Annotated in this window: 12 protein-coding genes and 1 other RNA gene; 2 read left to right on the plus strand and 11 right to left on the minus strand. The window is 73.9% G+C overall.

Going from position 1 to position 17786, the window contains the following annotated elements; translation table 11 throughout:
• Window positions 1–137: 137 nt before the first annotated feature.
• From ABT247_RS10720 to ftsE, 8 genes are all read right to left on the minus strand, one after another.
• Window positions 138–419: an HU family DNA-binding protein gene (locus ABT247_RS10720; protein ID WP_030059737.1), complete on the minus strand. Its 282-nt coding sequence runs from the start codon at window positions 417–419 to the stop codon at window positions 138–140.
• Between the two features lie 509 nt (window positions 420–928).
• The gene (locus tag ABT247_RS10725; protein WP_350741089.1) at window positions 929–2401 is read right to left on the minus strand and encodes an NAD-dependent malic enzyme; all 1473 of its coding nucleotides are present in this window, start codon (window positions 2399–2401) and stop codon (window positions 929–931) included.
• A gap of 368 nt (window positions 2402–2769) precedes the next feature.
• The gene (locus tag ABT247_RS10730; protein WP_350741091.1) at window positions 2770–5073 is read right to left on the minus strand and encodes a HelD family protein; all 2304 of its coding nucleotides are present in this window, start codon (window positions 5071–5073) and stop codon (window positions 2770–2772) included.
• A 153-nt stretch (window positions 5074–5226) separates the two neighbouring features.
• Window positions 5227–5608: a transfer-messenger RNA gene (gene ssrA, locus ABT247_RS10735) on the minus strand.
• An 86-nt stretch (window positions 5609–5694) separates the two neighbouring features.
• Entirely contained in the window at window positions 5695–6171 is a 477-nt protein-coding gene (gene smpB / locus ABT247_RS10740; RefSeq protein WP_350741094.1) for an SsrA-binding protein SmpB, read from the minus strand.
• A 134-nt stretch (window positions 6172–6305) separates the two neighbouring features.
• Window positions 6306–7445, minus strand: coding sequence for a S41 family peptidase (locus tag ABT247_RS10745; RefSeq protein WP_350741096.1), 1140 nt, complete (start codon window positions 7443–7445; stop codon window positions 6306–6308).
• Between the two features lie 112 nt (window positions 7446–7557).
• Window positions 7558–8469, minus strand: coding sequence for a permease-like cell division protein FtsX (ftsX, locus tag ABT247_RS10750; RefSeq protein ID WP_350741098.1), 912 nt, complete (start codon window positions 8467–8469; stop codon window positions 7558–7560).
• A gap of 77 nt (window positions 8470–8546) precedes the next feature.
• Window positions 8547–9236 carry a cell division ATP-binding protein FtsE gene (ftsE, locus tag ABT247_RS10755; RefSeq protein ID WP_350741100.1) on the minus strand — a complete coding sequence of 230 codons (690 nt, stop codon included), beginning with the start codon at window positions 9234–9236 and terminating at the stop codon, window positions 8547–8549.
• A gap of 349 nt (window positions 9237–9585) precedes the next feature.
• On the opposite strand from ftsE, the gene ABT247_RS10760 reads away from it, so the two are divergent.
• Window positions 9586–9780 (plus strand): hypothetical protein, encoded by a 195-nt coding sequence (locus tag ABT247_RS10760; protein WP_030059729.1) that lies wholly within the window; start codon window positions 9586–9588, stop codon window positions 9778–9780.
• 81 nt (window positions 9781–9861) lie between these two features.
• On the opposite strand, the gene prfB is transcribed toward ABT247_RS10760, so the two are convergent.
• From prfB to ABT247_RS10775, 3 genes are all read right to left on the minus strand, one after another.
• Window positions 9862–10974, minus strand: coding sequence for a peptide chain release factor 2 (prfB, locus tag ABT247_RS10765; RefSeq protein ID WP_350741102.1), 1113 nt, complete (start codon window positions 10972–10974; stop codon window positions 9862–9864).
• A 57-nt stretch (window positions 10975–11031) separates the two neighbouring features.
• Window positions 11032–12285, minus strand: coding sequence for a serine/threonine-protein kinase (locus ABT247_RS10770; protein WP_350741104.1), 1254 nt, complete (start codon window positions 12283–12285; stop codon window positions 11032–11034).
• 194 nt (window positions 12286–12479) lie between these two features.
• Window positions 12480–14348, minus strand: a complete 1869-nt coding sequence (locus tag ABT247_RS10775) for a serine/threonine-protein kinase (protein WP_350741106.1) — start codon at window positions 14346–14348, stop codon at window positions 12480–12482.
• Between the two features lie 460 nt (window positions 14349–14808).
• Between ABT247_RS10775 and ABT247_RS10780 the strand changes: the two genes are divergently transcribed.
• On the plus strand, window positions 14809–17655 hold the full coding sequence (locus ABT247_RS10780; protein ID WP_350741108.1) for an FtsK/SpoIIIE domain-containing protein: 2847 nt from the start codon (window positions 14809–14811) through the stop codon (window positions 17653–17655).
• Window positions 17656–17786: the final 131 nt, after the last annotated feature.

Raw genomic sequence — 17786 nt, forward strand, 5'->3', positions numbered from 1 at the left:
CGTGCTCGCCGTGTTCGCCGTGCTGGCCGTGTTCGCCGTGCTGGCCGTGCTGGCCGTGCTCGCCGTGCTGCCAGTTCGGGATGTCGGGGAGGCAGCCCCAGCGGGGAGCCCGGCCTCTCGGGCGTTCAAGGGGTGGTTCAGGCGCCCTTGGCGGCTTCCTTGAGCTTGGAGCCGGCGCTCACCTTGGCGCTGTAGCCGGCCGCGATCTGGATCGGCTCGCCGGTCTGCGGGTTGCGGGCGGTGCGGGCAGCGCGGTGGGTGCGCTCGAAGGTCAGGAAACCGGGGATGGTGACCTTCTCGTCGCCCTTGGCGACGACCTCGCCGACGATCTCGGCGAAGGCGGCCAGAACGGCGTCGGCGTCCTTGCGGGTCACCTCGGCGCGCTCGGACAGCGCGGCCACCAGCTCACTGCGGTTCATGTGTACTCCTGTGGTCTGTTCGCTTGCGGTGTGCGGGGGCCCATCGGTGCTCCCACCGGGGGGCACCCGGATGGGCCGCAGGTCCGCACACTGTGCTCGTGCAGGCAATGCGTGGTCGCAGGCCGGATCCGTACCCGATGCCGCGCGCCGGAGCCGTCGAAGGCCCGCCCGCCCGCCTGGGAACGAATCCTGCCCCGACCGGCCCCGAGAAAGCCAATCGGGCCCCGGCCGGGCCACCCGAACGACGCCCGCCCGTTGGAGGTGTGACACTCCGTCGGCTCCGGCGGACCGGGAGCGGGCAGCGGTCGGGACGACTCGCCGGAAGACCAGGGGGACGTTCCGTACTTGTCGGACACGCCTGCCCCGTGCAGGGCTACCGTACGCCCTAGGCACGACAAGCCCAAACACGCCCCTCGCCCTTGTGTCGCAAGGGTTCGGGGCGGGCTTGGGCCGGTATGACCGCTAATCGGGCATTTGACCGATCGGCGGCGCGTCCGCGGGCCGGGCGGTCAGAGCTTGACGACGGGGAAGGCGGAGGTGTCGAGGGTGCCCACGATGCCCGGGGTCGGGCGGGACGGGACCGGGTCCTCCTGGGCGCCGGCCAGGGCCGCGTCGCGCACCGCGGCGGCGACGGTCTTGGCGACGTCCTTGTGGAACACGCTCGGGATGATGTAGTTGGCGTTCAGCTCGTCGTCGGCGACGGTGGTGGCCAGCGCCCGGGCGGCGGCGATCATCATCTCGGTGTTGACCGTACGGCTCTGGGCGTCCAGGAGGCCGCGGAAGACGCCCGGGAAGACCAGCACGTTGTTGATCTGGTTCGGGAAGTCGCTGCGACCGGTGGCGACCACGGCGGCGCTCTGACGGGCGATGTTCGGGTCGACCTCCGGGTCCGGGTTGGCCAGCGCGAAGACGATGGCGTCCTCGGCCATGGTGGCCAGGTCGTCGCCGTCCAGCACGTTCGGGGCCGAGACGCCGATGAAGACGTCGGCGCCCGCCACGGCCTCCTTGAGGCTCCCGGTGCGGCCCGAGCGGTTGGTGTGCTCGGCGATCCAGCGCAGGCTGTCGTTGAGGTCCTCACGGCCCTGGTGGACCACGCCGTGCACGTCGGCGACGGTGGCGTGCTCGACGCCGGCGGCCATCAGCAGCTTCAGGATCGCGGTGCCGGCGGCGCCGGCGCCCGACATCACCACGCGGATCTCGCCGATCTCCTTGCCGACCACCTTCAGCGCGTTGGTGAGGGCGGCCAGCACGACGATGGCGGTGCCGTGCTGGTCGTCGTGGAAGACCGGGATGTCCAGGGCCTCGCGCAGCCGGGCCTCGATCTCGAAGCAGCGCGGCGCGGAGATGTCCTCCAGGTTGATCCCGGCGAAGCCGGGGGCGATCGCCTTGACGATGGCGACGATCTCGTCGGTGTCCTGGGTGTCCAGGCAGATCGGCCAGGCGTCGATCCCGGCGAAGCGCTTGAACAGGGCCGCCTTGCCCTCCATGACGGGCAGCGCGGCCGCCGGGCCGATGTTGCCCAGGCCCAGCACGGCGGAGCCGTCGGTGACCACGGCGACGCTGTTGCGCTTGATGGTGAGGCGGCGGGCGTCCTCGGGGTTCTCGGCGATCGCCATGCAGACCCGGGCGACGCCCGGGGTGTAGATCATCGAGAGGTCGTCACGGTTGCGGATCGGCAGCTTCGAGGACATCTCGATCTTGCCGCCGAGGTGCATCAGGAAGGTCCGGTCCGAGACCTTGCCGATCGACACGCCGTCGATCGCCCGGATCTTCTCGACGATCTCCTCGCCGTGGGCGACCGAGGAAGCCGCCACGGTCACGTCGATCCGCAGCGCCTCCAGACCGGACGCGGTGACGTCGAGACCGGTGACCGATCCACCGGAGGACTCCACGGCCGTGGTGATCGCGCTGACCGCGTTGCCGCGGGCCGGGACCTCCAGCCGCACCGTGATCGAGTTGGAGACACTGGGCACCGTCGCCATCGACGCTTCCTTCTTCCGTCTGTCCCGCAGGCTCAACATTTTGTTGAAGGCATCGCCTGCGCATGCTAGACCTCGATCGTCGCACCTTCCAAGGGGTAGCCAGAAATAACGTTCATTGAGTGTGCGGATCCGACAATCGGGAGCCCCCGTCGGAGGTCTCCCGCGTCCACTCCTTGCCTCTCCGGGCCGATGCGTTACATTGGACGGGACACCGGCTCGATCCAAGCCCCCGGGCCCAACCTTCGTCCCTTCGAGGGACCACTTGCCGCGAGGCGAGCATGGCGGGTCGGTGTCACCAACGTCTGAAGGCCCCTCACCAGCGGTGAGGGGCCTTCGTGCTGGTCCGGACCGGGCGGCCCGGACCAGCGTCAGCCGTGCAGCAGCGCGGGCACGCCGTCCGCGTCCGGCAGGTCGTCCGGGCCGGACAGCACGGTCAACCGCTGGGTCGCCCGGGTCAGCGCCACGTACAGCACCCGCAGGCCGGCCTCCGACTCGCCGGCGATGCCGGTCGGGTCGGCGACCACCGTCGCGTCGTACTCCAGGCCCTTGGCCTCCAGGCTGCCCAGCGCCACCACGCGCTCGCCCAGGCCCTCGGCCCAGCCGGCCGCCTCGGCCCGGCGGTCCATCGGGACCACGATCGCCACGGTGCCGTCCACCTCGCCCAGCAGCCGCTCCAGCTCCGCCCTGGCCGCCTTGCCGAAGGCCTCCGGCGACGGGTCGGTGACGGCCGCGAAGCGCGGCTCCACGCCGACCCGGCGCACCGCGCTCGGCGAGGGGGTGCCCGGCGCGGCCAGCGCCAGCACCGTGGCCGCGACCTCGGCGATCTCGGCCGGGTTGCGGTAGTTGACGGTCAGCGTGAAGCGGCGGCGCGGCTTGCCGGACAGCACCTCGTCCAGCGCGGCCTGGGCCTCCTGCGGGAACGGCCAGGAGGACTGCGCGGGGTCGCCCACGATCGTCCAGGTGGCCATCCGGGCCCGGCGGCCGATCATCCGCCACTGCATCGGGGTGAGGTCCTGCGCCTCGTCCACGATGACGTGGGCGTACTCCTTGCGCTCGACCGGCTGGCGGTCGCGCTGGCGGGCGCTGCGGTCGGCGAAGGTGGTGACCTCGTCCAGCCCGCTGAGCAGGTCCACCGCGTCCACCTCGCGCACCTTGGGCCGGGCCGGCTCGCCGAGCAGCACCTGCAGCTCGTCCACCAGCGCCACGTCGTGCGCGGACAGCGCGCCCTCGCCCTCCGGGGAGAGGTGACGCCAGGAGGCCGCCAGCAGCCTGGCCTCGTCCGGGGTGACGGCGCGGCGGGCGATCCGGTTGGTGTGGCGGCTCTGCTTGAGCGTCCCGAGCACCCGGCGCGGGGTCAGGGCCGGCCACCAGGCGTCCAGGAAGTCCAGGAACGACGCCTCGTCCGAGACGTAGTCGTCGAAGGACTCCTTCTCCTCCTGGCGCTGCTCGCGGGCGTAGTGGTCGGCGGGCTTCGGCAGGTGCCTGGTCGCCTCCTGCCACAGGGCGTCCAGCAGCAGCCGGCGGGCGCGCGGGCGCAGCAGGTTCAGCGGGGTCCCGCCGGAGCCCACGACGTTGCCGCGGACGGCCTTCAGCCGGCCGGCGTCCAGCTTCAGCACCTCGCCGCGGGCGACCACCTTGAGCTCCTGCGGGGCGCCCAGCTCCAGCGCCGCCCGGGCGGCCCGGCGCAGCAGCTGGACCATCCGGGCCGAGCCCTTGACCCGGGTGGCCTCCGGGGTGTCGTAGGTCCCCGCCTCGATGCCGTCCACCAGCGAGCCGACCGCCCGGATGGCGACCTGCCCCTCCTCGCCGAGCGAGGGCAGCACGCCCTCGGTGTAGGAGACCAGCAGCGGGGTCGGCGAGACCACCAGGATGCCCCCGGCGTAGCGGCGGCGGTCCTGGTAGAGCAGGTAGGCGGCGCGGTGCAGGGCCACGGCGGTCTTGCCGGTGCCGGGGCCACCGGTGACGAGGGTGGCACCGGCCGCGGCGGCGCGGATCACCTCGTCCTGCTCCTTCTGGATCGAGGAGACGATGTCGCGCATCGAGTGGCTGCGGGCGCGGCCGAGGGAGGCCATCAGCGCGCCGTCACCGACCACGGCCAGCTCCCGGCCGTCCAGGGTGGGGGTGAGGTCCGGGCGCAGCAGGTCGTCCTCGACGCCGATCACCTTGCGGCCCTTGGAGCGGATCACCCGGCGGCGGATGACCCGGCCCGGCTCGACCGGGGTGGCGCGGTAGAACGGCGCGGCGGCGGGGGCCCGCCAGTCGATCACCAGCGGGCCGTACTCCGCGTCCAGCACGCCCAGGCGGCCGATGTGGAGGGTTTCGGCGACGGCCGGGTCGGCCGGGTCGAGCGGGGTGTTGGAGGGGATGCCGTGCTCCTCCGGGGCGTCGGCCCGCTGGAGGTCGATCCGGCCGAACAGGAAGTCCTCGAACTCGCTGTTGAGCCGCTGGAGGTGGGCCCCGGCCCGGTAGACCTGGGCGTCCCGCTCGGCGAGCGCGCCGGGAGTGCCGACCTGGACCCGCTTGGCGGCGTCCTCCAGGATGTACTCGGCCTCGGCGAGCTTCTCCTCCAGCCGGTGGTAGACAGTGTCGAGGTGCTGCTGCTCACCGGCGATCTCGCGCTCGCGGACGCTCTCGTGGTCGGCGGTGGGGGTGGTGTCCGTGTTGCTCTGCATGGCCTCGGGGGTTGCGACGGAATCCGGCTCCGGAAAACGAGCGGACGGATGATCCTACGCCCGGGCGCGCGCCCGCGCCTCACCGGGATCGCGGAAAACCCGAAGGCCGCCCCCCGCTCGGAGCGGTGGACGGCCTTCGGTGTGAACATGGGGTGGTGGAGATGCCGGGAATCGAACCCGGGTCCAGTGGAGTCAATTCAGGGCTTCTCCGAGCGCAGTCCGCTGTGCTTTTCTCGGCCCTGGCGGTCACGCGGACAAGCCGCCAACAGGCCCAGCTGCTGTTTGATTTCCCATCCGCCCTCGCAGCCCGGGCGGACGGTTGAGTTCCCTAGATTATGCCAGGGTCCGGGTCGGGAACTCCCCGGTCTGACACCCAAGCGCTGTCGCTGCTAATTAGGCAGCGAGAGCGAACTGCTGGGAATCGCGCTTAGAGTTGGCGATTATTTTTTTGCGACACGTGGTTAACGAGATCATTGCCGCGTTCCTCGGCTCGCTTCCCCTGTTTCAACATCCCCTGTCGAAACCGATCATCCCCATGTTTTTTTGAGAAACAGCTCGGACGGTGACCGTCCGTGGTGCTTGCGCCATAGTACGCGAGGCGACGGGCGAGGGTCCAGCGGATTAACGCTGGCGCCGCCGGGCCGCCGCCACCGCGCGGGCCGCCTCGCGGGTGTCCTGCTTCTCGCGGAGCGTCTGGCGCTTGTCGTACAACTTCTTGCCGACCGCGAGTGCCAGCTCGAGCTTCACCCGGCCGTCCTTGAAGTACAGCGAGAGCGGGACCAGGGTGTGGCCGGCGTCCCGGACCTTGGTCTCGATCTTGCGGATCTCCAGCTTGTGCAGCAGCAGCTTGCGCTTGCGCCGGGCCGCGTGGTTGGTCCACGTCCCCTGGGTGTACTCGGGGATGAAGACGTTGTCGATCCACGCCTCGTGGTTCTGGATGTAGGCGTAGCCGTCGACCAGGTTGGCCCGCCCCTCGCGCAGTGACTTCACCTCGGTGCCGGTGAGCACGAGGCCGCACTCGTAGGTGTCGAGGATCGTGTACTCGTGTCGCGCCTTCTTGTTCTGCGCGATCAGCTTCTGTCCGGTTTCCTTTGCCATAGCGCGGTCATTCTCGCACCCCGGCGGCCCGTCGGGCAGCTGCTTTAGGTCCGGGCACCCCCGGTCCGGCGCGGGAGCGGGCGTTCCGGCGCGGGCACCCGGTGCGCCAGGGCCCGGGCGCCGGGCCCGGTGCGCTAGGCCCGGGTGCCGAGCCCGGCGAGGACGCGCTGGGCGAGCGCGTCCGCGTCCTGGCCGGCGGCGGCCGGGACGTCCGGGGTGAGACCGGTGCCGTCCAGCGAGCGGCCGGCCGGCGTGTAGTAGCGGCCGACGGTCATCTCCAGCACGGCGCCGTCGGCGAGCCTGCTGGGCTGCTGGACGGTGCCCTTGCCGAAGGTCCGGGAGCCCACCACCACGGCCCGGCTGCGGTCCTGGAGGGCGCCGGCGAGCAGCTCGGCGGCGCTCATCGTGCCGCCGTCCACCAGCACCACCAGCGGGGTGCGCTGGTCCCCGCCCGGCGGCGCGGTCAACTCCCGCTTGCCGCCGCGTTCCTGGTACGAGCCGACGGCGCCGCCGTCCAGGAAGATCCCGGCGGTGCCGACCGCCTCGTCCACCAACCCGCCGGAGTTGCCGCGCAGATCGAGCACCACGCCGGTGTGCGGGGTGCGCAGCGCGTTCCGCACCTGCTCGGCCACGCCGCTGGTGAAGGCCCGGACGGTGATCCGCAGGTTCCCCTTGTCCAGGCGTTCGGCGGTGACCTGCTGGCTGTCCAGCAGCACGCGCCGCAGCCGCAGTTCGCGCTCCTGCCCGTCGCCCCGCCGGACGGCCAGGGTCACCTCGGAGCCGGCCCTGCGTTCGCCGCCCTGCCCGCGCAGCCGGGCGACCACCTCGGTGACGGGCAGGCGGTCGGCCTGGTCCCCGTCGATCCGCAGCAGCCGGTCGCCGGGGGCGATCCCGGCCTCGGCGGCCGGTCCGGACGGGGTGACCTGGGACACCTCGGTGACGCCGTCCTCGCCCCGGCCGACCGAGAGGCCGACGCCCGGGTAGCGGCCGTCCAGGCCCTGGCTGAACTCGGCGTACTCCTGGGCGCTGTAGTACGCGCCCCAGCGGTCGCCGCCGGCCGCGAGCAGGTGCTCGGCCTGCTGCTCGGACAGCGCGGCGCCGGCCGGGTCCGCGGGGAGCCCGGCGGGCCCGGCCGGGGCGAGGTCGGCGGAGGCCCGGTGCGGGGGCGCGCTCGGGTCGCCCCAGGCTCCGGTGGCGGCGCCGGCGATCAGCACGGCACCGAACACCAGGCTGAGAGCGGCCACCTGACGTGCCCTGCGCGGAGTTTGCAGCATGCCACCGGAGTGTAGACACAGCCCCGCGCGCGGCGGGCCGGAACGGCGGACCGGGAACGGCGACGGCCCCGGACGGCGCAGTGCCGTGCGGGGCCGAAGGATCCGCCGGGGATCAGACCTTGAGGTACTTGCGCAGGGTGAAGAACGCCGCGATGCCGGCCATGCCCATGCCCACCACGATCAGCAGCGGGATCACCGCGAGCACCGAGCTGAGGCCGATGAAGTGGATGAACTGCACCCGGTCGGCCAGCCAGTGCTGGACGAAGAAGTGCCCGCCGAGCAGCAGTCCCGAGGCCATCACCGCGCCGAGCAGCGCGGCGAACGCGGCCTCGGCGATGAACGGCATCTGGACGTAGAAGTTCGAGGCACCGACCAGGCGCATGATGCCGGTCTCGCGCCGCCTGCTGAACGCCGAGACCCGGACGGTGTTGACGATCAGCAGCAACGCGACGAAGAGCATCAGCACCATGATCACGAAGGCTGCCGTCTGGAGGCCGTTGAGCAGGCCGAACAGGTTCTCCAGGATCTTCCGCTGGTCCTCCACCGACTTGACGCCGGGCTTCCCCGCGAAGGCGCTCTGGATGACGTCGTACTTGGTCGGGTCGTTGAGCTTGACCCGCCAGGACTGCGGCATCGCGTCGGCGCCGAGCACGGAGATGAGCGGGTTGTCCGGGTTCATCTCCTTCCAGTGCTTGTACGCGTCCGCGGAGCTCTCGTACGTCGAGGACTGGACCACCGAACTCATCTTGTCCAGCTGGTCCTTGATGTCCTGGACCTGCTGGTCGGTGGCCGCGCCCTTGTCGCACTGCGGCGAGTTGCGGGCGTCCGCCTTGGTGCAGAAGTAGATGCTCACCTCGACCTTGTCGTACCAGTACCCCTTCATGGAGTTCACCTGGTCGCGGACCAGGAGCGAGGAACCGGCGAGGGCGAGGGAGAGCGCGACACTGACCACGACCGCGATGGTCATGGTCAGGTTGCGTCGGAGACCCACACCGATCTCCGACAGGACGAACTGGGCACGCATGCGGGAAACAACTCCAGGGTCGGTACTGCTCGGTCTGGCGGGTCGGGCCGGCGGCCCCACGGGTCAGCGCTGGTGGGTCAGTGCTGGTACCCGTAGACGCCGCGGGCCTGGTCGCGGACGAGCAGCCCCTTGTCGAGCTCGATGACCCGCTTGCGCATCTGGTCGACGATGGCCTGGTCGTGGGTCGCCATCAGCACCGTGGTGCCGGTGCGGTTGATGCGGTCGAGCAGCTTCATGATGCCGACCGAGTTCTGCGGGTCGAGGTTGCCGGTGGGCTCGTCCGCGATGAGCAGCATCGGACGGTTCACGAAGGCCCGGGCGATCGCCACGCGCTGCTGCTCACCACCGGACAGCTCGCCCGGCATGCGGTCCTCCTTGCCGCCGAGGCCGACCAGCTCCAGCACCTCGGGCACCACCTTGGCGATGGCGCTCTTCGGCTTGCCGATCACCTCGAGGGCGAAGGCGACGTTCTGCGAGACCGTCTTGTTCGGCAGCAGGCGGAAGTCCTGGAAGACGGTGCCCAGCTGGCGGCGCATGTGCGGCACCTTCCAGTTGGACAGCTTGCCGAGGTCCTTGCCCAGCACGTGCACCGAACCGGTGCTCGGGCGCTCCTCGCGCAGGCACAGGCGCAGGAAGGTGGACTTCCCCGAGCCGGACGAGCCGACCAGGAAGACGAACTCACCCTTCTCGATCTCCAGCGAGACGTTGTCCAGGGCGGGACGGTTCTGCTTGGGATAGGTCTTGGAGACGTTGTCGAATCTGATCACGGCTGCATCACGGAGGCCATCCTAGGCGGCGCCAGTCCTCGGTCGGTCCACCCCGGAGGCCCGGTCCGGGGGCGGGCGAAGGGAGCGCGGAGGGCCGCTCCCGGTCTGGGACCATACGCGAACCGGCGACCGGCCCGCAGGGTCGGCCCAGGACGCCGGTCGGAACCTGGGGGACAATGTCCGGTTATGCCCCGAATATTGCGAGCCATCTCACAGCCCGGGAGCCGGAACCGCCAGAACCTGGCAGAGTGGAGGAGGCGACCGCGTTCGGCCGCTCCCCCGTACAGGGCAGGAAAGGGAACCAAAGCCCCGTCCGGTGCGTTGGCTGTAGCAGCGAGGAGGAGATCGCATGACGTGCGACCATCTGGTGTGCGCCAACTGCAACGGCCGCGTCAGCGACGGGCGTTGCCCGGTGTGCCGCGCCAACCGGGCCCGGCTGCAGGAGCAGCAGGGGCCGTTCGCCGCGCTCTCCCCCGCGATGCTGCTGGCCCTGCTGGCCGGCCTGCTCGCGGTGGCTCTGATCGCACGGCAGGCGCTGGCCTAGAGGCCCGAGCCCGGTCCGCCGGGAACGGCGAAGGCCCCCGACCGCTCTGGTCGGGGGCCTTCTCCGTGCGTGTCCGGTCGCTTACTCCGCGCTGGTCTCGCGCTGCTTGCGCCAGCGGATCCCCGCCTCGATGAAGCCGTCGATGTCGCCGTCCAGCACGGCCTGCGGGTTGCCGGCCTCGTACGCGGTGCGGACGTCCTTGACCATCTGGTACGGGTGCAGCACGTAGGAGCGCATCTGGTTGCCCCAGGAGCTGCCGCTGTCCTTCAGCGCGTCCATCGCCGCCTTCTCCTCCTGGCGGCGCCGCTCGAGCAGCTTCGCCTGGAGGACGTTCATCGCGGACGCCTTGTTCTGGATCTGCGAGCGCTCGTTCTGGCAGGAGACCACGATGCCGGTCGGGATGTGGGTGATGCGCACCGCCGAGTCGGTGGTGTTGACGCCCTGGCCGCCGGGGCCGGAGGCGCGGTAGACGTCCACCCGCAGGTCCCCCTCGTCGATGTCGACGTGGTCGGACTGCTCGACGACCGGGAGCACCTCGACCCCGGCGAAGGAGGTCTGCCGGCGGCCCTGGTTGTCGAACGGCGAGATGCGGACCAGACGGTGGGTGCCCTGCTCGACCGAGAGGGTGCCGTAGGCGTACGGCGCCTTCACGGTGAAGGTCGCGGACTTGATGCCGGCCTCTTCGGCGTACGAGGTGTCGTACACCTCGGTGGGGTACCCGTGCCGCTCGGCCCAGCGCAGGTACATGCGCATCAGCTGCTCGGCAAAGTCGGCGGCGTCGACGCCACCGGCCTCGGCACGGATGTTGATCAGCGCCTCGCGGGCGTCGTACTCGCCGGACAGGAGGGTGCGGACCTCCAGTTCCTCGACCGCCTTCTGGAGCGCGACGAGCTCGGACTCGGCCTCGGCGCGGGTGTCCGCGTCGTTCTCGGCCTCGGCCAGCTCGAACAGCACTCCCAGGTCGTCGATGCGGCTGCGCAGGCCCTCGACCCGGCGCAGTTCGCCCTGGAGGAAGGAGAGCCGGCTGGTCACCTTCTGCGCGTTCGCGACGTCGTCCCACAGGGTGGGGGCGGCTGCCTCCTCCTCCAGGACCGCGATGTCGGCCCGGATCTTGTCCAGGTCGAGGACGGCCTCGATCGACCCCATGGTCGTATCGAGGTTCTTGAGCTCTTCGGAAGGATCGACGGCTGCCACGCCCCCAGCGTAATGGTTCCGGGGGTGGTCATGACGACACCCCCGGTTCCCACGGGGCTACGGCGCCCGCGGGGCGGTGGCGTGGACGGCCGGGCGGGCCGGGTGGCCGCCCGACGGCTCGGTGGCCGCGAAGGCCGTCCAGGCCGCGGCGGCGCCCGCCAGCAGCAGGACGGTCGCCAGCACCACGGCGAGCAGCCTGCGGCGGCGCAGCAGTGCCTGGCGGTCCCGGCGGTGCCCCGGGGCGGCGCGTTGGGCGCGGGACTCGGCGGCGTACGCGGCCAGCTCCTCGGCCGAGGGGCGGCGCAGGCTGGTGTGGGTGTCGCGGGTGGAGTCCGGGGCGGCGCCGGGCACCAGCGGGACGGCGGGGCCGCGTCGGCGCTTGTGGACGCCCGGGCCGGCGTCGACCTCGGCGTAGACGGCCTCGCCGGGGCTCAGCTGCTCCTCGGCCGGGGCGCGGCCCTGGGAGGGCACCGCCAGCGCCGGCAGGCCGGCCAGCGAGGGCAGCTGCTCGCGCAGCCGGGCCGCCAGCTCGGCGGCGCGCAGCCGGGACGCGGGGGCCTTGGCCAGGCACTCGGAGATGATCCGCCACAGCCCGTCCGGCAGGCCGGGGATCGGCGGCACCTGCTCGGTGACGTGCCGGCGCAGCACCGCGCCGGTGTGGCCGCCGCCGAACGGGGTGAAGCCGGCCAGCAGCTCGTAGAGCACGGTGGCGAGCGCGTAGATGTCGACGGCGGCGCGCGGCTCCAGGCCCTCGATGATCTCGGGGGCGAGGTAGTCGGGGGTGCCGATGATCCGGGTGGCGCGGGTCCGGCGCGGGGCGTCGACCAGCCGGGCGACCCCGAAGTCGGTGAGCTTGGCGCGCGGGGCGCCACCGGGGCCAGGGGCGGCGGCGAGGTCGAGCAGGACGTTCTCCGGCTTGACGTCACGGTGGACGATCCCGGCGGCGTGCGCGGCGGCCAGGCCGTCGGCGACGTCGGCGATGATCGAGGCCGCGGTCTGCGGGGGCAGGGCGCCGTCCCGTTCGAGCCGGGAGCGCAGGTCGGTGCCCTGGACCAGTTCCATCACCAGCGCGAGGTCGCTGCCGTCCACCACCATGTCGCGCACACCGACCACCCGGGGGTGGTCCAGGCTGGTCAGCGCGGTGCGCTCCTGGACGAAGCGGCCGACCAGCACCTGGTCGGCGGCGAGGTCCTCGCGCAGCAGTTTGACCGCCACCGGGCCGTCCGGCCCCTCACCGAGCCAGACCGTCCCGGCCGAACCCCGGCCGATCACCTGGTGGACGGTGTACCGGCTGCCGATCTTGCGTGCCAATGCTGCTCCGTGGGCGGCGCGGGAGCGCTCCGGGGGTCCGGGCGCGCTCGGTGGGGCGGGACAACAGCGACCAACCTACGCGCCCCGACCCCCTGCGCGGGCCGCCTGAGGGCCCCGGGGCGGGACTCCGGGGCGGGAAATCTCGTGAATTGTCGACAAAGCGTCAATCCCGTGCCCCCGGAGGCGATCCGCCGCTACGTGCCGACGACCCGGTTCACCCAGTCCCGCGCCGAGTCGAACCAGCCCACGACGTTGTCCCAGTAGTGCGGCAGCGGGGTGAAGTTCCACAGCGCCACGGCGGCCACGCCCAGCACCAGCAGCACCATCAGGCAGCCCTTGAGGCAGCCGAGGCCCGGGATGTACATCCGGTTGCGGCTGCGCGGACGGCGCTCGCGCGGCGGCGCCGGCTCGCGGCGGGGCGGTGCGGGCGGCTCCTCCCGCCGCCGCGGGGGCTCCTCCCGGTACTGCGGTGCGGGCGGCTCCGTCCGGCGCGGCGCCGGGGCGGGCGGGGGCGGCGGGTAGCCGCCCTGCGGCTGGCCGTACCCGGACGCGGGCCGGTGGTACCCGCCCTGCCCACCGGGGGCGCCCTGGCCGTTCTGGCCGCCGTGGCCCGCCTGGCCGGGCCGGCCGGCCTGGTAGGGCGGCGGGGCGACCGGCGGGCGCTGGGCGTAGCCGGGCGGCGGGCCCTGGCGGCGCTGGTCCGGCTGGTAGCCGCCCGGCTGCTGCGGCTGGTAGCCGGGCGCGCCCGGACCGCCGTGGCCCCCCGGGCCGGCCTGGTAGGGCGGCGGGGCGACCTGCGGGTCCTCGAAGTCCTCCGGTCCGAAGTAGCCGACCTGGGTCTGCTGGTTGCGGTCGCGCGCCGCGCGCAGCTGGGTCTGCCAGGGGTGCGGCGTCTCCTCCTGCGGCGCGGGAGGCACCGCCGGCGGGGGCGGTGGCACCGCGGTGGGCGGCATCACCCGGGTGCGGTCGTCGGAGCCGTACGGGGGCGCGGGCGGCGGCTGGGTGCCCATCACCCGGGTCGCCCCCGCCGGGTCGTACTGCGGGGTGCCCGGGGTGGACGGCAGCACCTGGGTGCGGTCGTCGGTGCCGGCCGGGGCGCCGGGCGCGACGGGGTGGCCGGCCGGCGCGGTGCCGGGGACGGCGGTCGGCTGCGGGTCGGGCAGCAGCAGGGCGCCGACCGCGAGCGCCTCGTCCACCGCCGCCGGGGAGGCGTGCACGCCCACCCCGGCCGCGACCACCCGCAGGGCGCGGGCCAGCGAGGTGGCGCTCGGCCGCTGGGCCGGGTCCTTGCGCAGGCAGCGCTCGATCACCGTCCAGAGCGGCTCCGGCATCGTGCTGGGCCGCTGCGGCTCCTGCGCCAGGTGGGCCTGGAGGACGGCCAGCGCGCTGTCGCCCTGGAACGGCTGGCGGCCGGTGACCAGTTCGTACAGCATGATTCCGGCGCCGTAGACGTCCACCGCGGAGGTCTGCGGGCGGCCGTCGGCGGATTCCGGGGCGACGTACGCGGGGGTGCCGACGAACTCGTGGGTGCGGGTGACGCCCGGGGAGTCGGCGAGCCGGGCGATGCCGAAGTCGGTCAGCATCGGGTGCATCCGCTCGACGCCGTCCACAAGGGTGGAGGCGAGCAGCACGTTGGCCGGCTTGAGGTCGCGGTGGACGATCCCGTCCGCGTGGCTGGCCGCGAGGGCGTCCGCGACCTGGGCCATCAGCAGGGCGGCCGCGATCGGGCTGAACGGGCCGTTGGCGCGCAGGTAGCGGGCCAGGTCCGGGCCCTCGACGAGGTCCATCACCAGGGCCAGCAGGTCGCCCTCGACCACCAGGTCGCGGACCCGGACGATGTTCGGGTGGGTCAGCCGCAGCAGCAGCGAGCGCTCGCGCAGGAAGCGCATCACGACGTCCGGGTCGGCCGCCAGCTCCTCGCGCAGCACCTTGATCGCCACCTGCTGCCCGGGCGCGCTGCCCGGCACCTGGGCGTCCGGGCGCACCTGGCCGCGCCAGACGGTCCCGGTGGCGCCCCGGCCCAGGGTCTCCTCAAGCAGATACTTGCTGCCGACTGGCCGCACCTGTCGCACTCCTCGCCGTGCCGCCCGCGCGGGGCGCTCCTCCGCCGGTGCGGTGAGCCTGCCGGGCCCGTGTTTGCGGCCACTCTAACGGTGTCCGTTCAGGATTTCGGGGTGACCGGCTGGCCGTCGAGCAGGGTTGGGGGACATCCCCTAGGGGACTGCCCGGAGCCGCCCCGAGCAGCAGGTCGGAGCCGCCCCGAGGGGCTGGTCGGAGCCGCTCGGCGGGGTCCGCGGCGGCGCCGCCACGGCGGCGGTTGACCTGACTCTCCGTCGCCTCCACCATGGCGATGATCGCAAGATCGTCAAATCCGGTACCGTGCGCGGACTGTCCGCGCCGGATGGCAGGATGGACACTCGCCACTCGTGTGGCCCAAAGGGTCGCCGCGACCGCCCGGCGCGAGCGCGACGGCACCGGCAGCGGTACCAGGCATCACACCAGCAGAAGGGACCCGCGGGCGAGATGCAGATCCGGCTGACCGTCCTCCGACCGCGCAGCGGCCCGGCCGCCGCCGGCTCCGCCATCCCCTACGTGGACGTGCTGGTCACCGCGCCCGTCGGCACCGCGCTCGGCGCCATCGCGGGCGCGCTCGCCGGTGCCGTGGGCGTGCGCGGGCCGCGGGCCGCCACCCACGTGCACCTCTACGCCGGGGCGCACCGGGTGGACGAACACACCCTGCTCGGCCACCCCCCGCTGCTCGACGGCGCCGTCCTCAGCCTCAACGAGCCCGACCCGACCGCCGACGACGCCGACGACACCCCCGCCGCCGCCGAGCTGCGGGTGGTCGGCGGTCCGGACGCCGGCGGCGTGCACCGGCTGCACGGCCGGGAGATCCGGATCGGCCGCTCCGGCGAGGCCGACGTCCCGCTCGACGATCCGGACGTCTCCCGGCTGCACCTGGCCCTGCACCTCGGCGAGGACGGCCGGATCGCCGTCCGGGACCTCGGCTCCACCAACGGCACCACCCTGGACGGCCGGATCGTCCCGCCCGGCCCGGTCGAGGCCGCCGTCCCGCTGGATCCGGGCGCCCTGCTGCGGATCGGCGAGTCCACCCTGCAGCTCCTCGACCCGGCCGGCGAGCCCGTCCGCGCCGCCCTGCCCGACGGCCACGGCCACCTCCAGCTCGCCGCCCCCGGCCCGGTCCGCCCCGCGCCGCCCGTCGTCGAGCCGCCCACCGCTCCCGAGCCCGCCCAGGCCCGCGGCCGCGGCCTGTTCTCGCTGCTGCCCGGCCGCGCCGCCGAACCGCCCGAGGAGAGCGCCGAACGCCACCACACCGCGGTACGGCTGCGCCAGGCCGCCGCCCAGCGGGATCGCTGGCCCGACCTCGCCACCGTGCTGCTCAACGCCCTCGGCCCGGGCCCCCGGCTCTGGGAACGCGGCCCCGGCCACCCTGACGCGCTCACCCTGCGGCTGGGCACCGCCGACCGCCCCGGCGGCCCCGGAACGGCGCCCGGCACCGTGCTCCCCGCCGTCCCGGTCACCCTCGACCTGCAGACCGCCGGCAGCCTCGGCCTCAGCGGCCCCCGCGAACGCCTGGACGCGCTCACCCGGGCCGTCGTCGCCCAGCTCGCCGCCCTGCACCCGCCGAGCGGGCTGAGCCTGGTCGTGGTCGACGCCGACCCGGGCCGCGCCCCCGAGGAGCGCGTCGACACCTGGGCCTGGGCCCTGTGGCTGCCCCACCTGCGCCCCGCCGACGGCCAGGACTGCCGGCTGCTGCTCGGCCTCGACGACGAGCAGGCCACCGCCCGGCTCGCCGAACTCACCGCCCGGCTCAGCGGCCCGAGCGGCGTCGGCGGCCACCCCGCCACCGTCGTCGTGGTGGACGGCCGCCCGGCCACCGAGAGCGCCCGCCAGGCACTCGACCTGCTGCTGCGCCAGGGCCCGGCGGTCGGCATCTTCCCGCTCTGCCTCGCCGAGCAGCCCGAACTGCTGCCCCGCGGCCTCGGCGCCACCGCGCTGATCACCGGCGAGGTCGGCACCCACCTCTCCATCGACCGCCCGGTCGCCCGCGGCCGGGAGACCCTGCACGAGGTCTCGCTGGACGCCGTCTCGGACGTCTGGGCCGAACGGCTGGCCCGCGCCCTCGCCCCGCTGCGCGAGGCGGCGCCGACCGCCCGGGGACCGCTGCCGGACGCGCTGCGGCTGCTCGACCTGCTCCAGCTCGACACCGTCACCCCGGCCAAGCTGTCCGCGCGGTGGGCCGCCCACGCCGGAGGCATCGGCGCGGCCACCGCACTGCTCGGCACCACCCGCGACGAGCTGTGCACCCTCGACCTGGCCGACCCGGAGCTCTCCCTCCCCTCCCCCGACCCGGGCGGCCCGCACCTGCTCATCGGTGGCACGCGCGGCTCCGGCAAGACGGAGCTGCTGCGCACCCTGGTCGCCTCGCTCGCCGTCTCCGAGCGGCCCGAGCGCCTGACCGTCACCCTCATCGAGGGCCGGGACGGCGCGGACGGCCAGGACGGGCTGGACGGCTGCACCGAGCTGCCGCACGTCATCGGACGGGTCAACGCCGCCGCCGACCCGCGCGCCGCGCTGCTCGCGGCGGAGGCGCTGGAGGACGAACTCGCCCTGCGCGAGCGGCTCTTCGACGGGCTGGACTTCGCCTCCTGGCACGCGGCCCGCATCCTGGACGGGCACAGCCTGGACGGGCAGGGCCTGGAGGCCCAGGGCCTGGGCGCGGACCGGCCGCAGGTCCCGGTGCCCGCCACGGTCGGCGCCGGCCCGACCGGCGGCCCGCGGATCATCCCGCCGCGCGGCGCCTCCGACCCCCGGCCCGCCGCCCCCACCGGGTCCGACCCCGCCCCGGCCCGGCTGGTCGTCGTCGTCGACGACTACGACGCCCTGCTCTCCCCCACCTCCCCGGCCGGCCGCCCGCTGGCCCGGGCGCTCGCCGCCGTCGCCCGGCGCGGCGGACCGCTGGGCATCCACCTCGCGGTCGCCACCGGCCGTCCGGAGGAGAGCGCGGGCACCGAGGTCGACGAGGCCGCCCTGCTCCGGATCGCCCTGCGCACCGAGGACCCGGCCGACTCCGACCTGCTGATCCACCTGGGTGACGCGGCCGCCCTTCCCGAGGACACCCCCGGTCGCGGCTACCTGCGCCGCCCCGACGGCGGCGTGACGGCCTTCCAGACCGCCCGGATCAGCGGCCGCATCCCGCGCACCGCGACCCTGCGGCCCACCGTCGTCGCGATAGACCCCCTCCAGCTCGGCGCCCCGCCCGCCCGCCGCCCGGTCCGCGAGCTGGGCAACGGCCCCACCGACCTCGCCCTCCTCGCCAGCGCCCTCCAGCGCGCGGCCGCCCGGTAGGGCGGGGTCCGCGACCGGAGGGCGGACCCGCCCGGGCCGGGGCCGCCCCTGCGGCGCGGGCCCGGGTCCGGGCTCCGTCCGGGCCGCCACCGGGACGCGGAAGGGGCCCGCGTCCGAGGACGCGGGCCCCT

It is taken from the genome of Kitasatospora sp. NPDC001539, from assembly GCF_040298565.1.
Lineage (GTDB): Bacteria > Actinomycetota > Actinomycetes > Streptomycetales > Streptomycetaceae > Kitasatospora.